Source organism: Streptomyces ureilyticus (assembly GCF_011045025.1).
In the GTDB taxonomy this organism is placed as follows: domain Bacteria; phylum Actinomycetota; class Actinomycetes; order Streptomycetales; family Streptomycetaceae; genus Streptomyces; species Streptomyces ureilyticus.
Genome location: NZ_JAAKZX010000018.1, coordinates 44,413 through 57,015 on the forward strand (window position 1 = coordinate 44,413; position 12,603 = coordinate 57,015).

At 68.9% G+C, this 12,603-nt stretch carries 12 protein-coding genes; 7 read left to right on the forward strand and 5 right to left on the reverse strand.

The features are described 5' to 3' along the window. Positions 1–5 precede the first annotated feature (5 nt). Positions 6–986, forward strand: coding sequence for an NAD(P)H-quinone oxidoreductase (locus G6048_RS08755; protein ID WP_165338884.1), 981 nt, complete (start codon positions 6–8; stop codon positions 984–986). Between the two features lie 30 nt (positions 987–1,016). On the opposite strand, the gene G6048_RS08760 is transcribed toward G6048_RS08755, so the two are convergent. Next, positions 1,017–1,499 carry a hypothetical protein gene (locus tag G6048_RS08760; protein ID WP_165338885.1) on the reverse strand — a complete coding sequence of 161 codons (483 nt, stop codon included), beginning with the start codon at positions 1,497–1,499 and terminating at the stop codon, positions 1,017–1,019. A gap of 150 nt (positions 1,500–1,649) precedes the next feature. On the opposite strand from G6048_RS08760, the gene G6048_RS08765 reads away from it, so the two are divergent. Continuing rightward, positions 1,650–2,189 (forward strand): bacterial proteasome activator family protein, encoded by a 540-nt coding sequence (locus tag G6048_RS08765; RefSeq protein WP_165338920.1) that lies wholly within the window; start codon positions 1,650–1,652, stop codon positions 2,187–2,189. 173 nt (positions 2,190–2,362) lie between these two features. Here G6048_RS08765 and G6048_RS08770 read toward each other — a convergent pair whose 3' ends face one another. Beyond that, positions 2,363–4,000 carry a protein kinase domain-containing protein gene (locus G6048_RS08770; RefSeq protein WP_165338886.1) on the reverse strand — a complete coding sequence of 546 codons (1,638 nt, stop codon included), beginning with the start codon at positions 3,998–4,000 and terminating at the stop codon, positions 2,363–2,365. 335 nt (positions 4,001–4,335) lie between these two features. On the opposite strand from G6048_RS08770, the gene G6048_RS08775 reads away from it, so the two are divergent. The 4 genes from G6048_RS08775 (at position 4,336) to G6048_RS08790 (ending at position 10,050) form a co-directional block, all read left to right on the forward strand. Beyond that, on the forward strand, positions 4,336–5,904 hold the full coding sequence (locus tag G6048_RS08775; protein ID WP_165338887.1) for a protein kinase domain-containing protein: 1,569 nt from the start codon (positions 4,336–4,338) through the stop codon (positions 5,902–5,904). A 468-nt stretch (positions 5,905–6,372) separates the two neighbouring features. Next, a complete protein-coding gene (pdhA, locus tag G6048_RS08780; protein ID WP_033320385.1) occupies positions 6,373–7,539 on the forward strand; it encodes a pyruvate dehydrogenase (acetyl-transferring) E1 component subunit alpha in 1,167 nt (388 codons plus the stop codon). Positions 7,540–7,541: 2 nt separating this feature from the next. Then, positions 7,542–8,522 (forward strand): alpha-ketoacid dehydrogenase subunit beta, encoded by a 981-nt coding sequence (locus tag G6048_RS08785; protein WP_165338888.1) that lies wholly within the window; start codon positions 7,542–7,544, stop codon positions 8,520–8,522. 10 nt (positions 8,523–8,532) lie between these two features. Then, entirely contained in the window at positions 8,533–10,050 is a 1,518-nt protein-coding gene (locus G6048_RS08790; RefSeq protein ID WP_165338889.1) for a dihydrolipoamide acetyltransferase family protein, read from the forward strand. Positions 10,051–10,375: 325 nt separating this feature from the next. Here G6048_RS08790 and G6048_RS08795 read toward each other — a convergent pair whose 3' ends face one another. From G6048_RS08795 to G6048_RS08805, 3 genes are all read right to left on the reverse strand, one after another. Further along, positions 10,376–10,630: a type II toxin-antitoxin system RelE family toxin gene (locus G6048_RS08795; RefSeq protein WP_165338890.1), complete on the reverse strand. Its 255-nt coding sequence runs from the start codon at positions 10,628–10,630 to the stop codon at positions 10,376–10,378. After that, the gene (locus tag G6048_RS08800) at positions 10,627–10,974 is read right to left on the reverse strand and encodes a hypothetical protein (protein WP_165338891.1); all 348 of its coding nucleotides are present in this window, start codon (positions 10,972–10,974) and stop codon (positions 10,627–10,629) included. The genes G6048_RS08795 and G6048_RS08800 overlap by 4 nt, the downstream gene beginning before the upstream one ends. 64 nt (positions 10,975–11,038) lie before the next feature. Continuing rightward, entirely contained in the window at positions 11,039–11,458 is a 420-nt protein-coding gene (locus G6048_RS08805; protein WP_165338892.1) for an ATP-binding protein, read from the reverse strand. Between the two features lie 260 nt (positions 11,459–11,718). On the opposite strand from G6048_RS08805, the gene G6048_RS08810 reads away from it, so the two are divergent. Next, positions 11,719–12,600: a helix-turn-helix domain-containing protein gene (locus G6048_RS08810; RefSeq protein WP_165338893.1), complete on the forward strand. Its 882-nt coding sequence runs from the start codon at positions 11,719–11,721 to the stop codon at positions 12,598–12,600. The last annotated feature ends 3 nt before the right edge of the window (positions 12,601–12,603 follow it).

Sequence of the window (12,603 nt, forward strand, 5' to 3'; positions counted from 1 at the left end):
GCCGCATGCGTGCGATCACGATTCCTGAACCTGGCGGGCCCGAGGCACTGGTGTGGGACGCGGTCCCGGATCCGGTGCCCGGAGAGGGCGAAGTGCTGGTCGAGGTGGTGGCCGGGGCGGTCAACCGCGCCGATCTCCTCCAGCGGCAGGGCTTCTACGACCCACCGCCCGGCACCTCCCCGTACCCGGGACTCGAATGTTCCGGACGCATCGCCGCGCTCGGCCCCGGCGTCTCGGGATGGGCCGTCGGCGACGAGGTGTGCGCGCTGCTCGTGGGCGGCGGGTACGCCGAGAAGGTCGCCGTACCGGCAGGACAGCTGCTGCCCGTACCCGAGGGCATCGGGCTTCAGCAGGCGGCCGCGCTGCCGGAGGTGACCTGCACCGTCTGGTCCAACGTTTTCATGATTTCCCACCTCCGCCCCGGCGAGACCCTCCTCGTGCACGGCGGAGCGAGCGGCATCGGCACCATGGCGATCCAGCTGGCCAAGGCGGTCGGCGCGAAGGTCGCCGTCACGGCGGGCAGCAAGGAGAAGCTGGACCACTGCGCCGATCTGGGCGCGGATGTGCTGATCAACTACCGCGAGCAGGACTTCGTCAAGGAGATCAGGACCGCTACGGACGGTGCGGGCGCGGACGTCATCCTCGACATCATGGGCGCCAAGTACCTGGACCGGAACGTCAAGGCGCTCGCCACCAACGGCCGCCTCGCGATCATCGGCCTGCAGGGCGGCGTCAAGGGCGAGCTGAACCTCGCCGCGCTCCTGGGCAAGCGGGCCGCCATCACCGCGACCTCGTTGCGGGGCCGGCCCGTCGCAGAGAAGGCGGCGATCGTCGCGGCCGTACGCGAGCACGTCTGGCCGCTGATCTCCGGCGGCCATGTACGCCCGGTCGTCGACCGTGAGCTGCCGATGAGCGAGGCAGCCGCGGCGCACCGCGTGCTGGAGGAGAGCGGGCACATCGGGAAGGTGCTGCTGACGCTCCCGTAAGACAGCTTCAGCGCCCTGCCCTGCGGCGTCTCAGCCGCGCCGTACGCGCAGGCCGAGGAACGCGAGTCCCAGGCCGAGCCCGATGAGCACCAGGCCGCTGCCCAGGGAGAACACGCGCCACACGGGTTCCGAGGAAGAGGACGACGGCGCGGCGTGCCGTGACGGCTCAGGGCCCACGTCGGCGCCCACGTCGGCGTCGACGCCGGTCTCCGGGCCGACCGGGATATCCGGCACTTCGGGGACGCCGGGGTCCATTTCCGTGCGTATGCCGGGGGCTTCCTCCCCCGGTACCGCCTGCCGCCCCGGCCGCTGCCGCCCCACGCCCGCACCGCTGCCGGCGCGCGACTCGGCGGGGAGGGGGTCGACGGCGTACGAAGCAGCCGGCGGGGCGACCATCAAGGCGGACGGGGCGGACGGGGCGGACGACGCGTACGAGACAGGTGCGGGTGCCGTCCCCAGGACCAGCAGCAGGCCCCCTGTACCCAGACCCAGCGTGCGAAGCCACGGAGTCATGTCGGTGACCCCCTCCCGAAGCTCGGGCGCCCAGACGCATCAAGCGTCACACGCGCCCCGCATTCCGGCATCTGGTCGCATTCGGTGATGGATCTCTTTCGTGAGGGGGCACCAAGGTGGTGAGGTGTACGCGTGCGAGAGAATGGCGGCATGGAGATGCCGAGGAACGAAAGGTCGCCGGAGAACCCACAGATCCTGGTCGTGGGCCAGGACGGTATGGCTCTCGGTGGCGGAGGAGACGACGACTCCCGCGAGGTCCCGGTGACGGAGATGGTGGAGCAGCCCGCCAAGGTCATGCGCATCGGGAGCATGATCAAGCAGCTGCTGGAGGAGGTGCGGGCGGCACCTCTGGACGAGGCGAGCCGGGTCCGCCTCAAAGAGATCCACGCCAGCTCGGTGAAGGAGCTGGAGGACGGTCTCGCTCCCGACCTCGTCGAGGAACTGGAGCGGCTGTCCCTGCCGTTCACGGAACAGGCGGTCCCCTCCGACGCGGAGTTGCGCATCGCGCAGGCCCAGTTGGTGGGCTGGCTGGAGGGCCTCTTCCACGGAATCCAGACGACCCTGTTCGCCCAGCAGATGGCGGCCCGCGCCCAGCTGGAGCAGATGCGCCGCGCCCTGCCGCCGGGGGTCGGCGGCGAGGGCGACGAAGAGCCGCCCATGGGCGGCCGCTCGGGCGGGCCGTACCTGTGAGCGCGGCACAGGTAGAGGCGTAGGTGTAGATCCGTACACGTAAAGCGGCGGCGCGCAGACGAAAGGGGCCCGGCATGGATGCCGGGCCCCTTCGCGTGGCCGTTCGCATGTCAAGCCGCTTGCGTGTCCGTCCCGGCCTGTCTGTCTGTCCGGAGGATCAGCGGTCCGGAGGATCAGGCAGGATTGCCCGTCGAGACGCCGAGTTCGATCTTGGGCATATTGTTGGGGTCGACGTCGGTGTCCTTCGCGGGGAACTGGTTCATGATCGTGCCGTCGCCGTAGGTGTTCTCTTCGACCGGCTTCTCCGAGTACTGCCAGCCCGCCTGCTGCATGCACTTCTTCACCGAGTCGATGTTCTTGAAGGTGAAGTCGGGCAGTTTGATCTTGTTGGGGTCGTTGTACGACTCGTCCGGCTCCGTGCACTCGTCCGGCTCCATCGTCTTCGACGGGTCCGGTCCCTTGTACCCGGCCTCCTGCTGCTGCGTAGGCGAGGCGCTGGCGTCGCCGCCACCGCCCTCCTCGTCGCCGCCCATGTTCAGCGCCACGATCAGGCTGACGACGGCGGTGAGCGCGACGATGGCCGAGCCGATGATCACCGGCAGGTTGCTCTTGCGGCCGCCGCCGCCCGGGGAGGGCGCCGAGGGCTGCTGCGGGGAGATCGTGTACGGCGGCGGGGTCGACATGCCCTGCTGCGGGGAGTACGCCGCGGTCTGCGCAGGCGTCGGGTAGCCGCCCTGCTGGGGATAGCCGTAGGCCGGGGACTGCGGCGCGGGCGAGGGCGTCGGCGGGCCGTACGGACTAGGCGTGTACGGCGTCTGGACGTTCCCCGACGCGCTCGGGCCCGTCTGGTCGACCGGCGGGAAGACCGCGGAGCCGACCCCGGCGCCGCTCGACGTCTGCGCGCCCGGGACGATGCTCGGCGCGGCCGTGTGCAGCGACTGGGCCACGCGCTGGCACTCGTCGCGCATCGCCTCGGCGCTCGGGAAGCGCTCGTTCGGGTTCTTCTTCAGCGCGCGGGCGATCAGTGAGTCCACGGCCGGCGGCAGCGAGCGGTTGATCGAGGAGGGCGCGACGGGCTCCTCCTGGACGTGTGCGTACGCGATCGCGAGCGGCGAGTCCGCCTCGAACGGGAGCCGCCCGGTGACCAGTTGGAAGAGCATGATGCCGACGGAGTACAGGTCCGAGCGGGCGTCCACGCCCCGGCCCAGCGCCTGCTCCGGCGAGAGGTACTGCGGGGTGCCGACCACCATGCCGGTCTGGGTCATGGAGGTGACGCCGGACTGCATGGCGCGGGCGATGCCGAAGTCCATCACCTTGACGACGTTCCGCTTCGTCATCATCACGTTGCCCGGCTTGATGTCGCGGTGGACGAGGCCCATCTCGTGGCTGATCTCCAGCGCCGCCAGCACATCCGCGGTGATCTTCAGTGCCTTGTCGGAGGGCATCGCGCCGTACTGCGCCATGTCCGCATCGAGGACGGAGCCGAGCGGCTTGCCCTCGATGTACTCCATGACGATGTACGGCGTGGTCACACCGTCAAGATCGTCCTCGCCGGTGTCGAAGACCGAGACGATGTTCGTGTGCGTGAGTTTCGCCACTGCCTGGGCCTCGCGGCGGAAGCGCTCGCGGAAGGCTTGTTCGCGTCCCAGCTCTGTGTGAAGTGTCTTGATCGCTACTTGTCGGTCGAGCACCGAGTCGTATGCGAGATGGACCGAGGCCATGCCGCCTTCGCCGAGCAGATCACGCAGCTGATAGCGGCCGCCGGCGACCGCACGCCCCGCGTACCGGCCCTGTGCGCCGTCCTGGCTCATGTTCTGCGTCCCCCATTGGCGTGCGCCGTCGCGCGGGCGAAAGCTGCTGATGTGCTCCCGCGGTCGGTGATCCTTTGACCCATTCCCGGCCAAGTCTGCCGGAGGGCACTGACACGTCAAGCGCGGTGCCCGATCCGTGACCGTACGCGAAAGAAGCGTCGCGGAAGCGTTACAGGTGCCGTGCGGTCGGTACACAGAATTTGCACCCGAAGACCGGCTACGGGTTTCATGACCCGTCCATCTCGGACCGGCGCCTCGTGTGGAGGCTGTAGCGTGGCCCGTTGGAGACGGTAACAACCACCGCGCGGACGCGGGTGAAACGACGGCGAGGACTGATGGCACAGCAGCAGCGCGCTCAGGGCCCGTCCGACCCCGAGGCGACTGGCGGCGGTATGTCAGATGCGCCGGACATGTGGGGTAACGGCGGGCTTGTCGGGGATGGCCGGTATCGGCTGACCCGCAGACTCGGCCGGGGCGGCATGGCCGAGGTATTCGCAGCCGAGGACGTACGCCTGGGACGCACGGTCGCGGTCAAGCTGCTCCGCTCCGACCTGGCCGAGGACCCGGTGTCCAAGGCCCGCTTCACGCGCGAGGCCCAGTCGGTGGCGGGCCTCAACCACCATGCGGTGGTGGCGGTCTACGACTCCGGCGAGGACACGTTCGCCGGCAACACCGTGCCGTACATCGTCATGGAGCTCGTCGAGGGCCGCACGATCCGCGATCTGCTGATCAACGCCGAGGCCCCCGGCCCCGAGCAGGCGCTGATCATCGTCTCCGGTGTGCTTGAGGCGCTGGCGTACTCGCACCAGCACGGCATCGTGCACCGCGACATCAAGCCCGCGAACGTGATCATCACCAACACCGGTGCGGTGAAGGTGATGGACTTCGGCATCGCGCGCGCCCTGCACGGCGCGCAGTCGACGATGACCCAGACCGGCATGGTCATGGGCACGCCCCAGTACCTCTCGCCCGAGCAGGCGCTCGGCAAAGCGGTCGACCACCGCAGCGACCTGTACGCGACGGGCTGTCTGCTCTACGAACTTCTCGCGCTGCGGCCGCCGTTCACGGGTGAGACCCCGTTGTCGGTGGTCTACCAGCACGTCCAGGACATTCCGGTGCCTCCCTCCGAGGCCTCGGACGTGGCGCCGCCGGAGCTGGACGGACTGGTCATGCGCTCCCTCGCGAAGGAGCCGGACGACCGGTTCCAGACCGCCGAGGAGATGCGCGGCCTCGTCCAGTACGCGCTGCAGATGCTGTACGACCAGGGCGGCCACACCGGCACCTGGAACACCGGCCCCGTGATGCTGCACGAGGGCGGCAGCACCCCGGCGATGGGCATGGCGGGTACGAACGTCATGCCGCACCAGAGCGACTCGGGCACCTCTCAGATCCCGGCACCGATTCTGCCGAACCGCAGAGGTGACGACGGGGGCTTCGACGGCAACGGCCACGGCAACCGGGGCGGCGGGCGCGGCAAGCTGTGGATCCTGGCCGTGCTCGCGGTGATCGCCATCGGTGCGGGCGTCGCGCTGGCCCTCCAGGGCGACGGCGACGGCAGTGGCGGGGGCGGCGACCCCACGAAGTCGCCGACGACCTCGCAGACCGACAAGGACCCGACGCCGAGCGAGAGCCCCTCGTCCGAGGCGACGGACGAGGCCTCGCAGGACGACGGTGCCGGCACGGGTGATGACCCGGACTACACGCCGCCGACGAACGACCCGACGGACGAGCCGTCCCAGGAGCCGTCGCAGGAGCCGACCGAGCCCACGGACCAGCCCACGACTCCGCAGCCCTCGGAGACGGAGCCGACGGACGAGCCGACGGACGAACCGACGGACCCGGATCCCTCGCTGCCGTCGGAGGATCCGACGGACCCCGTCGACGATGGCACTACCGGCGGCTGATCGGCCTCGAAGCACCCTCCACGCGCGCGTGCGGCCCGAAAACGGGCTCCACGCGCGCGTGCCGTTCGGGCGGCTTCCTGGCGCCCAGTGAGGGGCGCGGGGAGGGCGCGAGGCCAAGTGTGCTCACTGCTCCACCAAGGCGAACTCTTCCCGTCCCCTGGGTGACCGGGATAACGTGCCGGTGTTCCGGCCTCCTGCAAGGCTGTGACCAGCGGCTGTTCCCGACCTGCGCGATCTGTTAGGAAATCCGACTAAAAACTACTTGGATATCCAAACAAAATCGCAGGTCAGGAGGGGTTTCCCACGGGTGTGGGGCACTGGGTAACGTGCTTGTTGCAGGGCGCTCGCCGGGGCACCTGTCACGCCTGTTCCCGGCCGAGGGCACCTACCCGTGCACGGGTACTGGAACAGGCGAGCCGCACTGGTCACCCGGCAATCCCGGGGGGCCGGACCGACGGAGGAGCACACGTGACCGTGGAGAGCACTGCCGCGCGCAAGCCGCGACGCAGCGCCGGTACGAAACGCACCAGCGCCAAGAAGCCACCGAGCCCGAGCACCGAGCTCGTGCAGCTGTTGACGCCGGAGGGTAAACGCGTCAAGCACGCCGAGTACGACCCGTACGTCGCCGACATCACCCCCGAAGAGCTGCGCGGTCTGTACCGCGACATGGTGCTCACCCGCCGCTTCGACGCCGAGGCGACCTCGCTGCAGCGTCAGGGCGAACTGGGCCTATGGGCCTCGCTGCTCGGCCAGGAGGCCGCCCAGATCGGCTCCGGGCGGGCCCTGCGCGACGACGACTACGTCTTCCCGACCTACCGCGAGCACGGCGTCGCCTGGTGCCGCGGCGTCGACCCGACCAATCTGCTCGGCATGTTCCGCGGCGTGAACAACGGCGGCTGGGACCCCAACAGCAACAACTTCCACCTCTACACGATCGTCATCGGCTCGCAGACCCTGCACGCCACCGGCTACGCGATGGGCGTGGCCAAGGACGGCGCGGACTCGGCCGTGATCGCGTACTTCGGAGACGGCGCCTCCAGCCAGGGCGATGTTGCCGAATCGTTCACCTTCTCCGCGGTCTACAACGCACCCGTCGTGTTCTTCTGCCAGAACAACCAGTGGGCCATCTCCGAGCCCACCGAGAAGCAGACCCGCGTCCCGCTCTACCAGCGCGCACAGGGCTACGGCTTCCCGGGCGTACGCGTCGACGGCAATGACGTACTGGCTTGCCTGGCCGTCACCAAGTGGGCCCTGGAGCGGGCCCGCCGGGGCGAGGGACCCACGCTCGTCGAGGCGTTCACGTACCGCATGGGCGCGCACACCACCTCCGACGACCCGAGCCGCTATCGGCACGACGACGAGCGGATTTCGTGGGAGGCGAAGGACCCGATCCAGCGCCTGCGCAGCTATCTCGCGTCCGAAACTGACACGGATGAGGGATTTTTCGGGGAACTCGAAGCCGAGAGCGAGGCGTTGGGCAGGCGAGTGCGCGAAGTGGTACGTGCCATGCCGGACCCGGACCACTTCGCCATCTTCGAGAACGTGTACGCGGACGGGCACGCGCTCGTCGACGAGGAGCGGGCCCAGTTCGCCGCCTACCAGGCGTCGTTCGTTGCGGAAGGGGAGGGTGAGTAGCGATGGCGGCAGAAAAGATGGCGCTGGCCAAGGCGATCAACGAATCGCTGCGTACGGCCCTCGACGCCGACCCCAAGGTCCTGATCATGGGCGAGGACGTCGGCAAGCTCGGCGGTGTCTTCCGGGTCACCGACGGTCTGCAGAAGGACTTCGGCGAGGACCGGGTCATCGACACCCCGCTCGCCGAGTCGGGCATCGTCGGCACGGCGATCGGCCTCGCGCTGCGCGGCTACCGCCCGGTGGTGGAGATCCAGTTCGACGGCTTCGTCTTCCCGGCGTACGACCAGATCGTCACGCAGCTCGCGAAGATGCACGCGCGGGCGCTCGGCAAGATCAAGATGCCGGTCGTCATCCGCATTCCGTACGGCGGCGGAATCGGCGCCGTCGAGCACCACTCGGAGTCCCCGGAGGCGCTGTTCGCGCATGTGGCGGGCCTGAAGGTGGTCTCGCCGTCGAACGCGAGCGACGCCTACTGGATGATGCAGCAGGCCATCCACAGCGACGACCCGGTGATCTTCTTCGAGCCCAAGCGGCGTTACTGGGACAAGGCCGAGGTCGACCCCGAGGCGATCCCCGGGCCGCTGCACAAGGCCCGTGTGGTGCGCGAGGGCAGCGACCTGACGCTTGCCGCGTACGGCCCGATGGTGAAGGTCTGCCAGGAGGCCGCGAACGCCGCCCAGGAGGAGGGCAAGTCGCTGGAGGTCCTGGACCTGCGCTCGGTCTCGCCGATCGACTTCGACACCGTCCAGGCCTCGGTCCAGAAGACCGGCCGCCTGGTCGTGGTCCACGAGGCCCCGGTGTTCTTCGGCTCCGGAGCGGAGATCGCCGCGCGCATCACGGAGCGGTGCTTCTACCACCTGGAGGCACCCGTCCTGAGGGTCGGCGGCTACCACGCCCCGTATCCGCCGGCGCGCCTGGAGGACGAGTACCTGCCGGGCCTGGACCGGGTGCTCGATGCCGTCGACCGCTCGCTGGCGTACTGAGGAGAGGGTCGTGACGACGATGACGGAAGCGTCCGTGCGGGAGTTCAAGATGCCCGACGTGGGCGAGGGACTCACCGAGGCCGAGATCCTCAAGTGGTACGTGCAGCCCGGTGACACCGTCACCGATGGGCAGGTGGTCTGCGAGGTCGAGACGGCGAAGGCGGCCGTCGAGCTGCCGATTCCGTACAACGGGGTCGTGCGGGAGCTCAGGTTCCCCGAAGGGACGACGGTCGACGTGGGCACGGCGATCATCACCGTCGACGAGGGGGGCGGGGCTGCCTCCGGTGGGGCTGCTCCGGCGGCGGAGTCCGAGACATCAACGGAGACTCCGGCTGCGACCCCGCCCGCGCCGGAGGCGCAGAAACCCGAGGGGCGCAAACCGGTCCTGGTCGGGTACGGCGTGGCCGAGGCGTCGACGAAGCGGCGTCCCCGTAAGGGGGTTCCGGTTCAGCAGGCCCAGGGGCAGGCCCAGACCCGGGCAGGGGCCCAGCGGCCCGCGGCGGCGGCTGCGGCTGCGGTCCAGGGCGAACTGAACGGGCACACGAGTCCTGTGGACCGCCCCTCTCCGGTGGGCGGTACGCCTTCGGCCGGCAGTCCGCCCTCGCCCGGCAGTACGACTCCGGTGGGCCGCCCGCTGGCGAAGCCGCCGGTGCGCAAGCTGGCCAAGGACCTGGGCGTGGACCTGGCGACGGTCACCCCGTCCGGGCCGGACGGGGTCATCACGCGCGAGGACGTGCACGCGGCGTCGGCGCCCCCGGCTCCCGAGCCGGTGCAGACGCCCGTCGCCGCGCCGACGCCGGCACCGGCGGCGGTGTCGCACGAGGGCGCCCGTGAGACCCGTATCCCCATCAAGGGCGTCCGCAAGGCCACGGCGACCGCGATGATCGACTCGGCGTTCACGGCGCCGCATGTCACGGAGTTCGTGACGGTCGACGTGACCCGCACGATGAAGCTCATCGAGGAGCTCAAGCAGGACAAGGACCTCGCGGGCCTGCGCGTGAACCCCCTCCTGCTCATTGCCAAGGCCCTCCTGGTGGCGATCAAGCGGCATCCTGAGGTGAACGCGTCCTGGGACGAGGCGAACCAGGAGATCGTGCTCAAGCACTACGTGAACCTGGGCATCGCGGCGGCCACCCCCCGCGGCCTGATCGTCCCGAACATCAAGGACGCCCACACCAAGACGCTGCCCGAACTGGCGCAGGCACTCGGCGAGTTGGTGTCAACAGCCCGCGAGGGCAGGACATCCCCCGCTGCCATGCAGGGCGGTACGGTCACGATCACGAACGTCGGAGTCTTCGGCGTCGACACGGGCACGCCGCTCCTCAACCCTGGCGAGTCCGCGATCCTCGCCGTCGGCCAGATCAAGCCCCAGCCCTGGGTCCACAAGGGCAAGGTGAAGCCGCGCCAGGTCACCACGCTGGCGCTCAGCTTCGACCACCGCCTGGTGGACGGGGAGTTGGGCTCCAAGGTGCTGGCGGATGTGGCGGCGATCCTGGAGCAGCCGAAGCGGCTGATTACCTGGGCCTGACGGTCGTCGGTTGGACAGATTCCACGCAGAGAGGCGGTCGCAAGTTGGGATTGCGGCCGCCCCCTCTGTCGGTCCCGCTTCAGTGGCCCGGGGCAGGGCTGGTTGAGCACGGCGGGCTGCACCTCGGCCTCCTCAAGGGGGCTCGTCCCCACTCTCTACCTGCGGGGATGCTGAGACAGTGACTTCCAGTCACTGTCTCGAGAAAGTCTCGATGCTCCTCCGGTATGGCGGAGGGCGCCCGGTGTCTGCGGATGAGGAACACGCGGAGAGGGCTGCCCAGTCGTCACCATGACGGGGCAGCCCACTTGTGGACCCTGTGCCGAGTTCAGACGGCTGTGCTTCCCACCATGAGGATCTTGATGGCGACGGTCCCGCCGTCGATCTCGTACGTGGCTCGGTAGGCGCCGACACGCAGTCGTCGCAGGCTGGTGCCGCCGAGTTTGCTGCTTGTGGCGGGCTCAGGATTCCGGGCAAGTTCGTTGATCGCTTTGACCAGTGGCTTCACCGAGTCACCGTCGCGCGCCCGGAGTCGCTTGAGGCCCTCGGACGCGGTCCTCTCCCAGATGATCGTGTATGTCAAGGGACTTCCGATCCGGCGGCGATGGCCTCGATCTGTTCCGGGGTGGACGTCGGGCCGCCCACGGCGCGCGCATACAGGGAGACGGTCACGTCGGCGAAGTCGATCGCCGCCCGGCGGGTCTCCTCGTCCGACGCCGAGTCGGCGAGTGCCTGGGTCCACCAGTGGTTGAGGAAGGCGTCGAAGCTGCCGGAGTCGGTCAGGGCGCCCAACTCCGTGTAGAAATCGGCCCGGTGGTCGAGCCGCAGGGCTGTCCCGATGCCGTCAACGGTGCGTTGGACGACCTCGCCCGTGAATCCGTTGGCTTCCCGAGCCTCTGCCACTGCGACCTGCCACTCGGCTGCCATCTGCATCCCCTTTCGCCGTGCCGCCAAGGTACCGTCGCGGCACCCTCGCAGACGGCCGAGCAGCCTACGCATTCGGCGCTCCCGGAATGTCCAGCTCTGCCCACACCGTCTTTCCCACGGTGAGCTTCTCCACGGCCCATCGGCTGGAGAGCGTACGAACGATGAGCAGCCCGCGCCCGAACTGGTCGCCGTCGTCCGCCGTGCGGGGTTCCGGCAGGCGCTCGCCTTTCGGGTCGGTGACGGCGATACGGAAGGCCTTGGCGGTGAGCGAGGTCTCCACTCGGAACAGTCGGTCGTGCAGGCAGCCGTACAGCAGGGCGTTGATGCACAACTCGCTTGTCAGCAGCGCCGCGTCGGCGGCTACGCCGGATTGGCCCCAGTCGACTGCGAGCTGGGCGACGCGTCTGCGGGCGACGGGGATGTTCTGCGGATACGGGGTGTAGCTGATGGCGTCGTGACGGTCCGGGTCACAGGAGCCGGTCATCGGCGTGCACCTCCTTGTGCGGGGCTGGATGCTCGGGGTGGCCGTCAGATTGGTGGGGGGCTCTGCCGTACAAGCCCTGGGGTGGGCGGCACGGTGCACTTCCATCAACTGGTGTCGCTGAGTAGGTGATTGAGTGCTGACCGTAGCTGCGAGTCGAGTAGGCCATCACGTCGGTAGGCCATAAATTTCTACTCGAACTTGCTTGCTCACAGTGTGGAGACGGCACAGACTGTGACCAACTTGCTGGGAGGGAGCGCGATATGGCAGGCAGGAACCCTGATCGCGGTGTGTCTGTGTCGACGGTGCTGGCGCGCCGACTCGGCGGGGAGCTGCTGCGCATGCGCGAGGGGTGCGGGATGCGTCAGACGCATGCGGCTGAGGCTCTGTCGGCGTCGGTGGCCAAGGTCGCGAAGATGGAGCGTGGTCTCGTGCCTGTGAGGGATCCGGACGTGCGGGCGCTCTGCCACCTCTACGGGCAGGACGATCCGAAGGGCATCGACCGCCTACTGGCGCTGGCCAAGGCCGACCGTGACCGCCGCAAGGCCAAGGGCTGGTGGAACCAGTACCCCCACCTGAAGGCGCAGATCGAGTACGTCGCCCTGGAAGACATCGCCACAGAGCTTCGTACCTGGCAACTCGCCTTCGTTCCGGGCCTCTTGCAGACCGCCGACTACGCCCGCGCTCTCGCCGTGGGTAACGGAGCTTGGAAGGACCTCGACGAGATCGAGTCCTTCGTGGCGGCGAGGATGGCCCGGCAGGCGAGGCTGGCCGGTGAGCGCCCGCTGCACCTATGGGCAGTGCTGCACGAAGGTGCGCTGCGGCAGCTGGTCGGTGGAAGGGATGTCATGCGCGCCCAGTTGGAGCACCTTCTCGATGCGGCTCAACTGCCCAACGTACGCGTCCAGATCGTCCCGTTCATCGCGGGCGCTCACCCCGGGATGACCAGCGCCTTCACCCTGGTTTCCTTCGCCGAGCCCGGTGCTCTGGACGTTGTTCAGGCGGATACCGTGTCGACGAAGGTCTGGCTCGAGAGCGAGACTGATGCCGCACACCACGACGCGATTTTCGATCGCATCACGCGGCTGGGGTTGGCGCAGCACAACTCCGTCAGCCTCATCGACAGCATCCGCAAGGAGATGTAGGCC